This is a genomic window from Rhodococcus sp. NPDC056960 (assembly GCF_042674125.1).
GTDB lineage: Bacteria > Actinomycetota > Actinomycetes > Mycobacteriales > Mycobacteriaceae > Rhodococcus_F.
In genome coordinates this window covers 85,706-101,771 of sequence record NZ_JBHURF010000002.1, presented here as the reverse complement: position 1 = coordinate 101,771, position 16,066 = coordinate 85,706, and the positions used below count along the sequence as shown (strand labels likewise).

14 protein-coding genes are annotated in these 16,066 nt (G+C 68.5%); 4 read left to right on the top strand and 10 right to left on the bottom strand.

Annotated elements, in window-relative coordinates; translation table 11 throughout:
• Positions 1–4 precede the first annotated feature (4 nt).
• The gene (locus ACFTWF_RS03500; RefSeq protein WP_378459881.1) at positions 5–610 is read right to left on the bottom strand and encodes a YqgE/AlgH family protein; all 606 of its coding nucleotides are present in this window, start codon (positions 608–610) and stop codon (positions 5–7) included.
• 50 nt (positions 611–660) lie between these two features.
• Positions 661–1,356, bottom strand: coding sequence for a TetR/AcrR family transcriptional regulator (locus ACFTWF_RS03495; protein ID WP_378459880.1), 696 nt, complete (start codon positions 1,354–1,356; stop codon positions 661–663).
• 139 nt (positions 1,357–1,495) lie between these two features.
• Between ACFTWF_RS03495 and ACFTWF_RS03490 the strand changes: the two genes are divergently transcribed.
• Together ACFTWF_RS03490 and ACFTWF_RS03485 are read left to right on the top strand one after the other, a co-directional pair.
• Positions 1,496–2,437, top strand: coding sequence for an NAD-dependent epimerase/dehydratase family protein (locus ACFTWF_RS03490; RefSeq protein ID WP_378459879.1), 942 nt, complete (start codon positions 1,496–1,498; stop codon positions 2,435–2,437).
• Between the two features lie 10 nt (positions 2,438–2,447).
• Positions 2,448–3,746: an MFS transporter gene (locus ACFTWF_RS03485; protein ID WP_378459878.1), complete on the top strand. Its 1,299-nt coding sequence runs from the start codon at positions 2,448–2,450 to the stop codon at positions 3,744–3,746.
• A gap of 8 nt (positions 3,747–3,754) precedes the next feature.
• Here ACFTWF_RS03485 and ACFTWF_RS03480 read toward each other — a convergent pair whose 3' ends face one another.
• Complete coding sequence (locus tag ACFTWF_RS03480) at positions 3,755–4,165, bottom strand: PaaI family thioesterase (RefSeq protein ID WP_185726682.1); 411 nt, start codon at positions 4,163–4,165, stop codon at positions 3,755–3,757.
• Between the two features lie 274 nt (positions 4,166–4,439).
• On the opposite strand from ACFTWF_RS03480, the gene ACFTWF_RS03475 reads away from it, so the two are divergent.
• The gene (locus ACFTWF_RS03475; protein WP_378460200.1) at positions 4,440–5,954 is read left to right on the top strand and encodes a DUF4185 domain-containing protein; all 1,515 of its coding nucleotides are present in this window, start codon (positions 4,440–4,442) and stop codon (positions 5,952–5,954) included.
• A gap of 21 nt (positions 5,955–5,975) precedes the next feature.
• On the opposite strand, the gene ACFTWF_RS03470 is transcribed toward ACFTWF_RS03475, so the two are convergent.
• The 7 genes from ACFTWF_RS03470 to ACFTWF_RS03440 all read right to left on the bottom strand — a co-directional run bounded on the left by ACFTWF_RS03470 (position 5,976) and on the right by ACFTWF_RS03440 (position 15,350).
• A complete protein-coding gene (locus tag ACFTWF_RS03470) occupies positions 5,976–7,055 on the bottom strand; it encodes a sulfate/molybdate ABC transporter ATP-binding protein (protein WP_378459877.1) in 1,080 nt (359 codons plus the stop codon).
• Complete coding sequence (locus ACFTWF_RS03465) at positions 7,052–7,858, bottom strand: ABC transporter permease (RefSeq protein WP_378459876.1); 807 nt, start codon at positions 7,856–7,858, stop codon at positions 7,052–7,054. The genes ACFTWF_RS03470 and ACFTWF_RS03465 overlap by 4 nt, the downstream gene beginning before the upstream one ends.
• Complete coding sequence (gene modA, locus ACFTWF_RS03460; protein WP_378459875.1) at positions 7,855–8,664, bottom strand: molybdate ABC transporter substrate-binding protein; 810 nt, start codon at positions 8,662–8,664, stop codon at positions 7,855–7,857. Before modA ends, ACFTWF_RS03465 begins: the two co-directional genes overlap by 4 nt.
• Positions 8,661–9,065: a molybdopterin-binding protein gene (locus tag ACFTWF_RS03455; RefSeq protein ID WP_378459874.1), complete on the bottom strand. Its 405-nt coding sequence runs from the start codon at positions 9,063–9,065 to the stop codon at positions 8,661–8,663. Before ACFTWF_RS03455 ends, modA begins: the two co-directional genes overlap by 4 nt.
• A gap of 9 nt (positions 9,066–9,074) precedes the next feature.
• Entirely contained in the window at positions 9,075–9,449 is a 375-nt protein-coding gene (locus ACFTWF_RS03450) for a hypothetical protein (RefSeq protein ID WP_378459873.1), read from the bottom strand.
• 83 nt (positions 9,450–9,532) lie between these two features.
• The gene (locus ACFTWF_RS03445; RefSeq protein ID WP_378459872.1) at positions 9,533–13,666 is read right to left on the bottom strand and encodes a molybdopterin-dependent oxidoreductase; all 4,134 of its coding nucleotides are present in this window, start codon (positions 13,664–13,666) and stop codon (positions 9,533–9,535) included.
• Between the two features lie 232 nt (positions 13,667–13,898).
• Positions 13,899–15,350, bottom strand: a complete 1,452-nt coding sequence (locus ACFTWF_RS03440; protein WP_378459871.1) for a CCA tRNA nucleotidyltransferase — start codon at positions 15,348–15,350, stop codon at positions 13,899–13,901.
• 149 nt (positions 15,351–15,499) lie between these two features.
• Here ACFTWF_RS03440 and ACFTWF_RS03435 point away from each other — a divergent pair, with 149 nt between their 5' ends.
• Entirely contained in the window at positions 15,500–16,066 is a 567-nt protein-coding gene (locus ACFTWF_RS03435; RefSeq protein ID WP_378459870.1) for an NUDIX hydrolase, read from the top strand.

Genomic DNA, 16,066 nt, shown 5'->3' with positions numbered 1-16,066 from the left:
CGCTCTAGTTGCGCTCGACGTCGATCGGGTGGGTGGCGAGCAGGGCCAGGGGGAGTGGCTGACGACGCAGCACCTGCGCCCACACGTCGATGCGGGCGGGGGCGACGACGTCCGACGCGAGCGCGGAGATGACGATCCAGTCGTCGCGCTGGAGTTCCGAGTCGAGCTGACCGTACGTCCAGCCCGAGTAGCCGGCGAAGATCCGGACACCCTCGACGAGCGGCGCGACGACCTCGGGATCGGAATCGAGATCCACCATCACGACGCGACCGTGGACGCGGCGCAGACCCGCCACACCGTCGGCCTGGGCGCCGGTGCGCAGCGTCGCGAGGCACAGTGCGGCGTCACGCTTGACCGGCCCCCCGACGTACAGCGCGGGCGGGTGGGCGGCGAGCGGCGCCCACTGGGGCAGCACGTCGTGCACCGCGGTTTCGCTGGGACGGTTGATGACCACGCCGAGGCTGCCGGCGTCGTTGTGCTCGATCACATAGATCACTGTGCGACGGAATGCGGGTTCGACGAGATCTGTGGACGAGACCAACAAGCTGCCGGGGCGGACCACCGGTTCCGTCGACGCCGTACGATCCTCGGGTTCTTCTGCGTGCGCCACCAGAACATCATCCCACCGCCGCGGATGCGACGTGACGGAGGACGCGAGCTCTACGCCGCGGGGAGCCCCGCCGTGTCGGCCAGCACGGCGAGGTGGTGCTCGAACAATGCCGCGGGTGTGGTGAACGTGTCGGCACCGAATTGCCCGAACACCTCGAAGTTCACCGCCCCGAACAGCGCCGACCAGACCAGCACTCCGCGCGCGAGCAGATGGTCGGGGATGGTGAGCCCGAGTTCGGTGCGGATCCGGCCGAGGTCCGCCGCGAGTCCGGCGTCGACGGGTTCCGCGGGATCGGCCTCCAGCCGGCCGGCCCGGTACGCGTTCTCGAAGATGCCGACGAGGGCGTAGATCACCCGGGTGCCCGGCGTGGTGGTCTGCTCCCCGGGCGCGTCGTACCCGGGAACCGGGCTGCCGAACAGCAACCCGTAGCGGGCGGGCTCACGCAACGCCCATTCACGTACCGCGCGTCCGAGCGCCAGGAACTGCGCCCGCGGCTCGGCGGAGTTCGCCACCGCCGCCTCGGCCGCGTCGCCGAGTTCGTTGTAGCCGTCGACGAGCAGCAGCGTCAGCAGTTCGTCGCGGCTCTTGACGTACCGGTACACGGCGGACGACACCACACCGAGGTCCCGCGCGACGGCCCTCAGCGACAGGGCGGCCGCGCCGACCGCGGCCAGCTGTTCGCGACCGATCCGGGTGATGTCCTGCAGCGTCTGCTCGCGGGCGCGTTCTCGTGGTGTTCCTGGCATGGGTCCAGGGTGGCAACGACAGAGAGCGGTGTCAACAAACGAGAGCACTGCTCTTGACATTGGACACGGAAGGGAGCATTCTCGAATCACACGGAGAGCAGTGCTCTCGAATCCAGAACCTCATCCAGCGGGAGCAGAAATGTCGAACATCGAAATCGTCACCGGAGCCGGACCCGTCGGCTGGACCGTCGCCCGGCAACTCGCCGAGCAGGGACGGCAGGTGCGGATCCTCACCCGCTCGGGCAGCGGCCCCGACCACCCGCTGATCGAGCGACGGAAGGTCGACGTCTCCGACGCCGCAGCACTACGTGAGGCATTCGACGGGGCAGTCGCCGTCTACCACTGCGTCCACGCCGCGTACAGCGCCGACGCGTGGGAGCGCGAACTCCCCGCCGCCGAGCAGACCGTCCTCGAAGCCGCCGGACACGTCGGCGCGGTCGTCGTCTTCCCCGAGAGCCTCTACTCGTACGACGCGTCGCAGCAGCCGATGACCGAACACACTCCGCGCTCCGCCGACTCCGGCAAGCGCGGCATCCGCACCCGGCTGCTGAAGGCGCGGGCCGAGTCCCCGACACCCACCGTGAGCGTCGTCGCGTCCGACTTCTTCGGGCCGCAGGTGCTGAACGCGCACGCCGGCGAGCGCATGGTGCCCGTCGTTCTCGCCGGCAAGACGATGCGCGTGCTCGGCTCCGCCGACCTGCCGCACTCGTTCACGTACATTGCCGACTTCGCGGCCGCGATGATCGCCGCCGCCCACGACCCCGCCCTGTGGAACTCGGTGCTGCACGCACCGACCGGCCCGGCCGTCACCCAGCGACAGATGGTCGAGGCCTACGCGCACGCCGGCGGCGTTCCCGTCCCGAAGGTCGGCACCCTCCCCGGCTGGGTGATCCGCGGCGGCGGGCTGGTGCACCAGGGCAGCCGCGAACTCGCGGAGATGCTGTACCAGTTCGAAGAACCGTTCGTCATGGACTCGTCGGAGAGCGAGGCCCGGCTGGGGCTGACCCCGACGCCGCTGGATCAGGCGGCCGAGGAGACCGTCCGGTGGTGGCAGGAGAGGCCGGTCGCGGCCGCCGGATAGGGTCCTGTGAATGGTGAAACAGCTCGGGGACCGGCGCGAGGCGTGGCGCAGAACGGCCTACACGCTCCGGCGGTCACCCGGGCTGGCCCGTCTCGCGACGGTCCGGTTCGCCAGCCAGCTGGGCGACGGCATGTTCCAGGCGGCGCTCGGCGGCGCGATCCTGTTCAACCCGGAACGGGAGACGGATCCCGTCGCGATCGCCGCCGGTTTCGCGGTACTGCTGCTCCCGTATTCGGTGATCGGTCCCTACGCGGGCGCACTCCTCGACCGCTGGGATCGCCGCGCCGTGCTGCTGTGGGCGAATGTGCTGCGCGGACTGCTCATTCTGGTGACCGCCGTGCTGCTCGCGACCGGGACCGGTGAGTCGGCGCTCCTCCTGCTCGCCCTCGCCGCCATCGGCGTGAGCCGTTTCGTTCTCGCGGGGGTGTCGGCCGCCCTGCCGCGGGTGGTGCACCGATCCTGGCTCGTGGCCACCAATTCGGTGCTCGCCACCACCGGATCCGTCGTCGCCGCGCTCGGGGCCGCGACGTCCGTCGCGATCATCTCCTTCGTCGGAGCCGGCGACCGCGGTTCCGGAATCGCCGTGGCCGCTGCTGCCGGCGGTTCCGCGGTCGCGGCATTCGCGGCCTCGCGTTTCCACCACCGACTCCTCGGCCCGCACGCCGACGAGAAACCCGGATACGGGGCAGTTCGCGCGGTCGCCGCCGGACTGCGGAACGGGGCGGCCGCGGTGTGGCATTCTCCCGGTGTCACGACCGCGATGATCGGGATCGGAACGCACCGCATCGCTTTCGGCGTCAATACGCTGATCATGGTTCTGGTGCTCCGCGACACCGCCACCGTCAGCGCCCTGCCCGGCGGTCTCGCCGGTTTCGGCGTCGCCGTCGGCGCCACCGCCACCGGCATGCTGCTGGCCGCGATCTCGACACCGTTCCTGATCCCGCGGATCGGACGGTCCCGCACCATCATCTGCGGTCTGGTCCTCGCGCTCGTCGTGCAGTGCACGCTCGTCGCCACACTCACCCAGGTGTCGCTGCTGTGCGGCGCGCTGCTCCTCGGTTTTGCCGGGCAGTCGATCAAACTCAGCGGCGACGCAGCGATGCAGATCGAGATCGAGGACGACCGCCGGGGGCAGGTGTTCGCGCTGCAGGACACCGTGTTCAACGTGGCCTTCATCGCGTCGATCGCCGCGGCGTCTCTCGTCGTCGCCCCGGACGGGCGGTCACTCGGGCTGGTGCTCGCCGGCGGCGCTGTCTACGGCCTCGGGCTGGCCGGCGTCCTGCTCAACTCCCGGCGCCGACCCGCCTGAGAACCGGGTTATTTCGCATCCGGCAACGGAACGTTCTGCAGTCGAACCTGGCCGCGCGCCACCTCCTTGCCGGTGTCGGCCGCGGTGATCACCACGGACCACAGTTGCTGCACCCGCCCCTGCTGGATGGGCACCGCGACCACGTCGACCCGGCCCTCGGTGCGCGCCCGCAGGAAGTCGGTGCCGTTGTGCACTCCCACCGCGAACTGTCCGCGGTCGGCGACGGCCGTGCTCGCCCCGATGCTCGCGGCGGATTCGACCGCCGTCGTGTACACGCCGCCGTGGACGACACCCCACGGTGTGTGGTGGTCGGCGGACAGGTCGATGTGGCCGACGACCTTCGTGCCCGACACCTCGTCGAGTTCCAGGCCGGCGGCGGCGACGAAAGCGCTCGCCGCTTCCCGGGTCAGATCGGTCATGGCAAATTCTCCTCAGTAAGTTTGATTTCCCAACCCACCTTGCCTTGACTTCGGCCCCGGCGTCAACGGTCCGGGCGGAGCCGAGCACGATCGGCAACACCGGCCGGGGAAATTCTGTTCTGCGACAGTGAGACCGCACTGTGACCGGACCGGCCGGGCTCGTGCACCGACGCCGCCGCCACCCGGTGTTATCTTCGACCCGCGTGTGCAGGTCGGTCCACCGTCACTCCGACCACCGATGGGGAGGGGACCCGTGGTCGAAAAGTCATGGTCTGTGGCCGGAGTGCCGCTGTGCGTCGCGGCTGTCGTGGCCGCGACCATCGGTTTCGCCGCCGCACCGGCCGCGGCCGAGACCCTCCCGTGGCTGCCGGTGAATGCCTGCGGCGAGACCGGATTCAACCCGGCGAAGGAACCGCCGAGTCCGGGTGGCCCGCTGCTGCCACCGGTCCCGCCGACGGTGAGCATCCCGATCCCGTACCCGGACTTCGTGCCCGTCCCCGTTCCCGGACCCCGCGTCGAACAGACCCGCGTCGCCCAGGACCTTCCGGCCGACCCGTGCGCGGACCCGTGCCCGGACCTCACCGACGAGGTCGACGAACCGGAATCCGAGCCGGGATCCACGGGTTCCGCGGGGTCTTCGGGTTCGTCCGGATCGGCAGCGCTGCCCATCCCGAAGATCTCGATCGATCCGCGGCCCGAGACCATTCCCATCCCGGTCCCCGGCGGTCCGGGGCCCGAACCGCAGCCGGCGCCCCCGGTCGAGATCAACCCGGCCGAACGTGGTTTCCTCACCGCGTCGATGGCGAAGCCGGGTGTCGGCGACGTCCGGCTGGTGTCTCAGCTGACGGGGCAGGGTTCCGAGAACCGGACGGACAAGCGCTGGCAGGTGGACGGCACCGACCTCGGCATTACGTGGGAGACGAAGCCCGGCGAGGTGGCGGTCGCGTTCGGTGACACGTTCGGTAAGGACTGGGCCCCGCCGGGTGCGTTCGGCGAGGACTGGCGGAGCAACGTTCTCGGCCACAGCACCGACACCGACCTGTCCGACGGCATGACCATCGACAGCATGGTCCAGGACAGCCGGTGCCACGCCGCCGAGATCATCGACAGCAGGCACATCAACAACTTCGAGACCACCACCATCCCGACGTCCGGGTTCGCGATCGGTGACCGCCAGTATCTCAGCTACATGTCGGTGAAGCGCTGGAGCATGATTCCCGGCATGTGGTACACGAACTACGGGGGCATCGCCTACTCCGACGACGACGGGCAGACCTGGGTCAAGGATCAGCACGCTCAGTGGGACAACATCTTCGGCGCCCGATTCCAGGTGTCGGCGATGGTGCCGCACGGCGACTACGTGTACATGTTCGGCACCCCCAACGGCCGGATCGGCACCATCGGCCTGGCCCGGGTCCCCGTCGACCAGGTCCTCAACACCACCTCGTACCAGTACTGGTCGGACGGCACGTGGACACCGGTGTCCCGGAATCTCGCGACCCCCATCGTCGGAGGTGTCGCCAGTGAACTGTCGGTCCGCTACGACGCGGCGGCCGACAAGTGGCAGATGAGCTACCTCGAGCCCATCGGCGGGTCGATCATCCTGCGGCAGTCGTCGAGTCCGCAGGGTGCGTGGTCGGAGGGCGCGACCCTCGTCGACACGGCCGACTACCCGAAGGCGTACGGCGGCTTCATCCATCCGTGGTCGACGGACCAGGATCTGTATTTCACGATCTCGGAGTGGGACAGCTACAACGTCTATCTGATGCACGCGTCCCTGCACCCGTGAGTACTTGTCAACGTCGGGCGGTTAAGAAGTACGCACGGCATGGAGGGCGACCTCGGTGGCCTTGACGACGAAGAACACGTCCAGCCCCGGCACCAGATCGAGTTCGGCGACGGACGCCGCGGTCACGTCCGCGCTCAGCTCCAGCCGGCCGCCGGCCTCGGCGGCGCGCACCCGGACCGTCGGCCCGCGCACCTCGATCTCCGAGACGGTCACCTGGAAGACGTTGCGCGGGCTTCCTTCCGGGGACCGGCGGTGCACGGCCACCGAGTGCGGCGCGAACACCGCGACCGCCGGCGCGCCCGGCACGAAGTCGGCGTCGGGCAGGCCGTGCATGTGAACACCGGTCTCGGTCTCGAAGCCGTCCTGTGCACCGAAGACGGGGACGAGATTGAGGCCCGCGATCCGGGCGGCGAACGCACTGCGCGGACGCGTCAACACCTCTCGCACCGAACCCGATTCGACCACCTGACCGCCTTCGACGACGATCACCCGGTCGGCCAGCGCCAGCGCGTCGAGGACGTCGTGAGTGACCACGACCGCGGTCCGGTCGCCTTCGCGCAGCACCTGCCGGAGCAGCACGCGCAACGCGGGGGCCGCCGCGACGTCGAGGGCAGACATGGGCTCGTCGAGCAGGAGCGCCTGGGGTTCCGCGGCGAGCGCGCGGGCGACCGCGACCCGCTGCGCCTGCCCCCCGGACAACTCGTGCGGACGACGGTCGGCGAACTGCGTCGCATCGACCGCGTCCAGCCACTTCTCGGCGATCGCCCGCGACTCCCGGCGTCCGCGGCCGGAGCTGCGCGGCGCGAACGCCACATTGGCCGCCACCGTGAGATGCGGAAACAACAGCGCCTGCTGCGCGAGCAGCGCGATACCGCGCCGGTGCGGCGGCAGCGCGACACCGCGGGCGGTGTCGGTGAGCACGCGACCGTTCAGTTCGACGCGTCCGGCGTCGGGGCGCACCAGGCCCGCCACCACCGACAGTGCCGTCGACTTGCCGGCGCCGTTCGGTCCGAGGACGGCCAGTACCTCACCCTCGGCGAGGTCGAATCCCACCTCGACGCCGCGTGCATCGACCCGCGCCTCGACGCTCAGGCCCGTCACAGCGCGGCCCTCGACGCCCAGCCCCGCGACCCCACTACGATGACCACGGCGACCACGACGAGCACCAGCGACAGCGCCACGGCCGCATCGGCGTCGGTCTCGCGCTGCAAATAGATTTCGAGCGGCAGGGTGCGCGTGACACCCTGCAGACTGCCCGCGAACGTCAGCGTGGCCCCGAATTCGCCGAGCGCCCGCGCGAACGCCAGCACCGACCCCGACACCAGTCCCGGCAGCACCAACGGCAGCGTCACCCGGCGGAAGACAGTGGTGGGGCTCGCACCGAGTGTGGCGGCGGCGTGCTCGTACCGCCGGCCTGCGGTCCGCAGCGACCCTTCGAGACTCACCACCAGGAACGGCAGGGCGACGAACGTCTGCGCGAGCACGACGGCCGTGGTGGTGAACGCGATGTGGATGCCCGCGACCTCGAGATGCTGCCCGATGAGACCCCGGCGGCCGAAGGTGTAGAGCAGGGCGATGCCCCCGACCACCGGTGGGAGCACCAACGGCAGCAGCACGAGCGAACGCAGTACGTTCAGTCCACGAAAACTGCTGCGGGACAGCACTGCTGCCATCGGTACTCCCAGCAGGATGCACAGCGCCGTGCTCGCGGCGGCGGTGCGCAGACTCAGTTCCAGTGCCGCGAGCGAGGATTCCGACGTGACCAGTTCGAAGAAGCGCGACCAGTCGACACTCGCCAGCATCGCGAACAGCGGCAGGACGACGAACAGGCCGCCCACCGCTGCCGGCACGAAGATCCAGCCCGGAAGGCCGGACGGAACCTTGACGCGCGCCGTCCGGATCACGGCTGAGCGAATCCTGCCTTCGCCAGCACGGCCTGACCCTCGGGTCCGGTGACGAGATCGATGAAGCCCTGCGCCGCTTCGGGATTCTTCGACGCGGACAGTGCGGCAATCGGATAGGTGTTCACGGCCTGTGCGGCCTCCGGGAAGGCGACGGCCGTCACCTTGTCGCCCGCACCGGCCGCATCGGTGACGTAGACCAGTCCGGCGTCGGCCTGCCCGGCCGTCACCTTGTTCAGTACGTCGGTGACCGACGACTCCTCGCTGACGGGGGTGAGGTCGACGCCGGAGGCGGTCTCGACCTTCTGCGTCGCGGAACCGCACGGAACCTGCGGGGCGCACGTGACGACCAGCGTCCCCTCCCGGTTCAGATCCGCGAAGGACGTGATGCCCTTGGGGTTTCCGGGTGCCGTCACGATGGTCAGTGTGTTGGTCGCGAAGTTCACCGGGCTGCCCGCGACCAGACCGGCGTCGACGACCTTCGTCATGTTGTTCGTGTCGGCCGATGCGAACACGTCGGCGGTGGCACCCTGGTCGAGTTGGGCGGCGAGGTCGGAGGACCCGGCGAAGCTGAACTCCACGTGCGATCCGGGGTGCGCGGTCTGGTACATCTCGCCGAGTTCGGTGAAGGTGTTCTTCAGCGAGGCCGCCGCGAACACGGTGATGTCACCGCCGTCGGCGGACGCCGACGTGGATTCCGCGGAGCCGGATGCGGAATTGTCGTCGTTGGATCCGCAACCGGTGACCAGGGCGAGACCGAGTGCGGCCGCGGCCAATCCGGTCGTGCCCCTGCGCCAGGACATCTTCATGAATCTCCTCCAGGTGTTTCGACGATCACCGTGGTCGACTTGACGACGGCTACCGCGACCTTGCCGGGCTCGAGCCCCAGGTCGCGGACGGCTTCACTGCTCATGAGCGACACGATGCGGAAGGGCCCGCACTGCATCTCGACCTGGGCCATCACCTTGTCCGTCACGACTGACGTGACGATGCCGGTGAACCGGTTGCGCGCCGAGGATTCGGACCCGAGCAGGTCCGGGGACTTGGCCGCGTTGGCCCGCGCGAAATCCGCGAGCGCGACACCGTCGATCACCTTGCGGCCCGACTCGTCCTTCTCCGCGGCGAGACTTCCGTTGTCGATCCAGCGCCGGACCGTGTCGTCGCTGACACCGAGCAGTTCCGCAGCTTGGCGTATCCGAATACTCGTCACGGCGAAATCCTAGGCACCGGCGTCGACGACGGTCAGTTCGGTCAGGTCCGACACGTAGCGCCCGCCCTTCTTGTCACTGGGCACGACGAGCCTCGGATGGCCCAGAGGTTGTCCGTCGTACCCGTCGGACGCGGCCGCTCTCACGACCAGACGAAGGAGCGGGTTCTTCGCGTCGGCCTCCCGTGGATCGGCGCTGTCCACCACGTCGGACAGCAGGGCGCCGACGTACGTGTGGGCCTGCGGTCCCTTGCTGCTGTCGAACTCTCCGCTCTCGGTGTGGGGCGGGTAGCCCCGCAGCGCTGCATCCGTCAGTTCCAGCGGGTGTTCGACGGCTCCGCCGACCAGAACGCCGTCGACTGCGGCCGCCGGCGCAGTGGTGCTCACGAGAAGCGCCGCAAATGCGTCATACGCGACATACTAGGTCGGCAAATGCGGACCGATCAAGTGCGGATCTCCGCAGCTGCGGATCAGTACACGTCCCGCACGTACCGCTTGTCGGTGGCGAGTTGCTTCATGTACAACTCGGTGTCTTCTTCGTCCAGACGCCCGTGGGTGCGGACGACTTCACGGACCGTTTCGTCGACATCCTTGGCCATCCGACTGGCGTCGCCGCACACGTACAGAGACGCACCCTCCTGCATCCAGCCCCACAGCTTGGCACCGTGTTCGCGAATGCGGTCCTGCACGTAGATCTTCTGCCGCTGGTCCCGGGAGAATGCCGCATCGAGGTGGGTGAGGAATCCGTCGCGGTGCATAGCTTCCATCTCCTCGCGGTAGTAGAAGTCGGTGGCCTCGTGCTGCTCGCCGAAGAACATCCAGTTCTTACCGGTGTGACCCAATTCCCTTCGCTCGTGCAGGAATCCGCGGAACGGCGCGATCCCGGTGCCGGGACCGACCATGATCATCGGTGCGTCGGCGGCCTGCGGGGGACGGAAGTGCGCCGACTTCTGCACGAAGATCGGCACGTCGGCGTCGTCGCAGTGATCGGCGAGGAACGTCGAGCACACCCCGGAGCGGTTCTTGCCCTCGTGGTTGTAGCGCACCGCGGAGACGGTCAGCTGCACCTCACCCGGATCGACCTTGGGGCTCGACGAGATCGAGTACAACCGCGGTTGGAGACGCTTGAGGACGCCCAGCCACTCGTCCGCGTCGGCGTCGACCCCGTACTCCGCCAGCACGTCCATCGACTGCCGGCCCCACAGCCATTGCTGGAGCGCGATCTTGTTCTGCGGGCGCAGCAGCCGCGCCAACTCGGTGTCGTGGGTGCGGCTCTGCACGAACCGCAGCAGTTCGGGGGTCACCTTGGTGATCTCGAGCTTCGTCCGCAGCGCCTCACGCAGCGTCATCTCCGGCAGGTCCGGCAACGTGACCGGTGTGTCCGGGATCGATCGGGTGACCTTCAGCCACTCGTCGACGACGCCGTCGCTGTTGGTGGGCCAGACACCGAGCGCGTCGCCGGCCTCGTAGGTGAATTCCGGATCGCTCACCTCGAAGCCGAACTGCCGCACGTCCTTCGACGATCCGGCCGCACTGAGCGGGATGTTCCTCGTCAACCGGGTGACCAACGGCGACTTCCGTGTGAACGTCGCCGCCTTCTTCGCTGCGGGCCGGACCGGCGCGGGGGCCGCGGTCACGCCGTCGGCCGCACGCTCGCGGACCAGGTCCTGCACCTGGGTCAACCACTGCCGGGCCTGGTCCTCGTAGTCGGGTTCGCAATCGACGCGCTCGGTCAGGCGCTTCGCCTCGAGCTGCTCGAGCCGCGCATCGATCCGCTTGCCGTGCCCGCAGAAGTCGTCGTAGTTCGAGTCGCCGAAAGCCAGGACGGCGTACCGGGTCTGCGACAGCTTCGGGGCCTCGTCGCTGCTGAGCGCCGACCAGAAGCTGCTGCCGTTGTCGGGGGCGTCGCCGTCGCCGAACGTGCTGGTGATGATGAGGAGATCGCGGACGTCGGCGAGGCTCGCGACGTCGTAGTCGTCCATCCCGACCAGACGGGTGCCGTGCCCGGCCGCCTGCAGTTGTTCGGCGCATTCGGCGGCGAACTCCTCCGCGTTGCCGGTCTGCGACGCCCACACCACCACCACCGGATGCTGGACCGATTCAGCGTTCGCCGGACTCCCGGACGGGAGCGCGGTGCCGTGCGGAACGTCGGAGCGGGAGAACAGGCCCGCCATCAGCCCGTCCAGCCACACCCTCTTCGATCCCGAGATCGGCGCGGTGCGCGGAAGGACCGGAACGCCCTGCAGTTCGGTGGATTGCAGACCGGCCAGCAGACCCGCGAGGTACATGCGTTCGTGCTCGTCGAAACTGGGTGACGCGGAATCGTCCAGTCCGAGAATGCGGCTCATCTCGGCGGCGGGCGAACCCTGCGCGAGGGTGAGCGCCCCACCGGATTCCGGGGCCTCGGGCGTCGACACGGGTGCCACCCGGGTCAGGGAGACGGCGCACGCCTTGAACTCCGGCTGGAACGACGTGGGGTCGACGGCGTCGTTGGTGACGGCATTGATGCTGAGGTATTCGCCGAACGAGTCGTTCCAATGGAACGGGGCGAAACACCCGCCGGCGAGGACGCGGTCGCTGACGACGGCGGGAAGCACCGCGCGTCCGCGCCGGGACGCGACCTCCACCTTGTCGCCGTCGGAGATCGAAAGCTTCTGCGCATCCGCCGGATTGATCTCGACGAACGGACCGGAGTTCAGCTTGTTGAGCTTGGCCACCTTGCCCGTCTTCGTCATCGTGTGCCACTGATGCTGCAGGCGTCCGGTGTTGAGGACGAACGGGTAGTCGTCGTCGGGCATCTCGGCGGGCAGCATGTGCGGGCGCGGGAAGAACGCGGCCTTGCCGCTCGCGGTCGCGAACGCGAGCCGGGGGAGGGAACCGTCGGGCGCCGACAGCAGGTTCTGGCTCACACCGTCGTTGACGTAGCGGATCGGGTTGCGATCGGTGCGGTCGCCGGGCGGGCTCGGCCACTGCACCGGTGTCTCCCGCAAACGGTCGTAGGTGATGCCGCGAAGGTCATAGCCCGTCTTGGGATTCCAGGCCCGCTTGATCTCCTCGAACACGTCCTCCGAGGATTCGTAGGTGAACGCGTCCGCGTACCCCATCTCGCAGGCGACGCGGGCGATGATCTGCCAGTCCGGCAGCGCCTGACCGACCGGGTCGACGGCCTGCTGCAGCAGGGTGAGGTTGCGCTCGGAGTTGATCATCACCGAATCCGACTCCGCCCACAGCGCCCCGGGCAGCAGGATGTCGGCGTACCCGTTGGTCTCGGTGTCGAGGAAGACGTCCTGGGTGATCACGAGGTCGGCGGCCTCGAGACCTTCGATCACCGTCCGCCGGTTCGCCACGGTGGCAACGGGATTGGTGCAGATGATCCAGCAGGCCTTGATGTCGCCCGCGACCATGCGCTCGAACATGTCGACGGTCCCGGTGCCGACCTCGGTGCGGATGCTGCCCTCCGGCAGTTCCCACAGATCCTCGATGAACGCCCGGTCGTCGGCGGCGAGCACCGACCGCTGCCCCGGCAACCCCGGGCCCATGTACCCCATCTCGCGGCCGCCCATGGCATTCGGCTGCCCGGTGAGGGAGAACGGTCCGCTGCCCGGACGGCAGATCGCCCCGGTGGCCAGGTGCAGGTTGCAGATCGCGTTGGTGTTCCACGTGCCGTGAGTGCTCTGGTTGAGCCCCATCGTCCAGCAGCTCATCCAGTTCCGGGCCTCGCCGATCCACTGGGCGGCCTGCCGGATGTCGGATTCCGGGATCCCGGTGATCTCCGCGACCTTCTCGGGGGTGTACTCCTCGAGGAACTCGTCCATCACCTCCCAGCCCTCGGTGAACTCGGCGATGAACTCGGGATCGGTGTGCCCGTTCTTCACGAGCAGGTGCAGCAGCCCGTTGAGCAGCGCGAGATCGGTGCCGGGCGCGATCTGCATGAACAGGTTCGCCTTGTCGGCGGTCGCGTTGCGGCGCGGATCGACGACGATCAGCTTGGCGCCGGCCTTGACGCGGTCCATCATCCGCAGAAAGAGGATCGGGTGACAGTCCGCCATGTTGGCGCCGATCACGAAGAAGACGTCGGCGTGATCGAAATCCTGGTACGAGCCGGGCGGACCGTCGGCGCCGAGGGACTGCTTGTAACCGGTGCCCGCGCTGGCCATGCACAGCCGCGAGTTCGACTCGATCTGATTGGTGCCGACGAAACCCTTCGCCAGTTTGGTGATCAGGTACTGCGCCTCGATGGACATCTGACCGGACACGTAGAACGAGAGGGCGTCCGGGCCGTGCTCGTCGAGTTGTTCCTTCAGCCGGCGCGCGGTCTCGCTGATGGCCGCGCCGACGTCCATCGCGGTCGGCGCCTCCCCGCGCTCGTCGCGCACGTATCCCGTCTCCATGCGGCCACCGGCCACGAGCATCTCGGCGCTGGTCGCACCCTTGGTGCAGAGCCGGCCGAAATTGGTGGGATGGTCCTTGTCGCCGGACGCCTTGAGCACTCGGCGCGCATTCGTCTCGGGATCGACCCCGACCTCCAGCACGATGCCGCAGCCGACACCGCAGTACGAGCAGGCGGTCTTCACTGTGGAAGTCCCGGCTTTCTGCTGCTGCATCGACTCGCTCCTCACCTGCACGGTCGCCGCGTGTCCACCTGGCTCACGACCTGTATCAATGGTGCAGACCGGCGTGTTTCGTCGGGATTAACCCCCGTGAGCGTTCGGTGACGTCTCTCGCACCCGGCGCCGGGCGCCGTGGTGATGTCGCTCGGCAGAATCGGTCACATCGTGTGACCGCAGTCACTCTCAGGGGGTCGTCGCCCGGAAGCGGAGTGCGGGAATGCCGGAGTCAGCCCTGCTGCGCAGCCCACCACGACAGCAGTTCGGCCTCGGCCTCGTCCCGGTCGAGGGGGCCGCGATCGAGCCGGAGCTCCTTGAGGAACTTCCACGCCTTGCCGACGTCGGGTCCCGCCGGAATCCCGAGCAGCTCCATGATGGCGTTGCCGTCGAGGTCGGGGCGTACCCGCGCGAGGTCTTCCTGCTCGGCGAGCCGGGCGATCCGCTCCTCGATGTCGTCGTAGGTGGCCTGCAGCGCCGCCGCCCGGCGCTTGTTGCGGGTGGTGCAATCCGCGCGGACCAGCTTGTGGAGCCGCGGCAGCAGGGGTCCGGCGTCCGTCACGTACCGGCGTACCGCGGAGTCGGTCCACTGGCCCTTGCCGTAGCCGTGGAACCGCAGATGAAGGAACACGAGCTGCGAGACGTCGTCGACCATCTGCTTCGAGTACTTCAGCGCCCGCATCCGCTTGCGGACCATCTTCGCGCCCACCACCTCGTGGTGGTGGAAGCTCACACCGCCACCCGGCTCGTTGCGCTTCGTGTCCGGTTTGCCCACGTCGTGCAGCAACGCCGCCCACCGCAACACCAGGTCGGGGTCGCCGTCTTCGAGGTCGACGGCCTGTTTCAACACGGTCAGCGAATGCCAGTACACGTCCTTGTGCTGATGATGCTCGTCGATCTCGAGCTTCATCTGCGGCACCTCGGGCAGCACGAAGTCGGCCAGGCCCGTCTCGCACATCACGTTCATGCCGTCGATCGGGAACTCGCCGAGGATCAGCTTGTCGAGTTCGGCCCGCACGCGTTCGGCCGTGATCCGCTCGATCTGCGGCGCCATGTCGACGATCGCCGCATGCACGCGCTCGTGCAGGCTGAACCCCAGCTGGGACACGAACCGGGCGGCGCGCAGCATGCGCAGCGGGTCGTCGTTGAACGAGTTCTCCGGCGCCGACGGCGTGTCCAGGACCCCGGCCAGCAGCGCGTCCATGCCGCTCAGGGGGTCGACGAAGTCCTGCGAACCGTCCGCACCGATCCGCACGGCCATCGCGTTGACCGTGAAATCGCGCCGCACCAGGTCGTCCTCGAGTTTCGTCCCGAACTGGACGACAGGGTTGCGCGACACCCGGTCGTAGGCGTCGGCCCGGTACGTCGTGATCTCGATCTGCTGACCCGCCTTCGCGGCGCTGATCGTCCCGAAATCGATGCCCGTGTCCCACTGGTTGTCGGCCCAGCCCGACAGCAGTTTCTGCACCTGCTCCGGCCGGGCGTCGGTGGTGAAGTCGAGGTCGGTGCCGAGACGGCCCAGGATCGCGTCCCGGACACTGCCCCCCACCAGGTACAACTCGTGACCGGCGGCAGCGAACCTCTCACCGAGCGGCGTCAGGACTTCGGACAGCTCGCGCAGCGTCACCGCGGCGCCGGCAAGCAGTCGCGTACGGCGCTCGTCGTCGAGAGAAGGGGCAGTCACGTCCAGGAAGCTTACCGAGGTGCGCAAATAGCCGGATACGCATACACGCTGTCACCTCGCAGTTCGGTTCGCCACGGGACTGTCACGACAGTTCTCGGTTCGGGTGCGGCGTTCAGGTGGAAACGGTAAAGCCAACTACTATCGATGGGGTGTCTGCTGCCGAACGTGCGAACAGGAGTCGCCGCAACTCGCGGCGGCGCGGCGCCGTCGGCAAACCCGCGAAACCCCACATGAGGACGGTGCGGGAAACCTCGGCGGGCGGACTCGTCGTGAACGGTCTGGGCGGACCGCGGGAGAATCTGTGTGCCGCGCTGATCGGCCGCACCGATCGTCGCGGGCGGCTGCTGTGGTCGCTGCCGAAGGGGCACATCGAGCAGGGGGAGACCGCGGAACAGACCGCGATGCGCGAGGTCGAGGAAGAGACCGGCATCCAGGGGACCGTCCTCGCGTCGCTCGGCAGCATCGACTACTGGTTCGTCACCGAGGGCCGCCGCGTCCACAAGACCGTCCACCACTATCTGCTCAGATTCCTCGGTGGGGAACTGTCGGACGAAGACGTGGAAGTCACCGAGGTAGCGTGGGTGCCGCTCGCCGAGCTGGGATCACGCCTGGCCTACGCAGACGAACGGAAACTCGCAGAAATCGCCGGTGATTTGATCTCCAAGATGACGACCGCCCCCGACCTGAAGCTCCAGAAGGGGCCAGACGCCGGATGA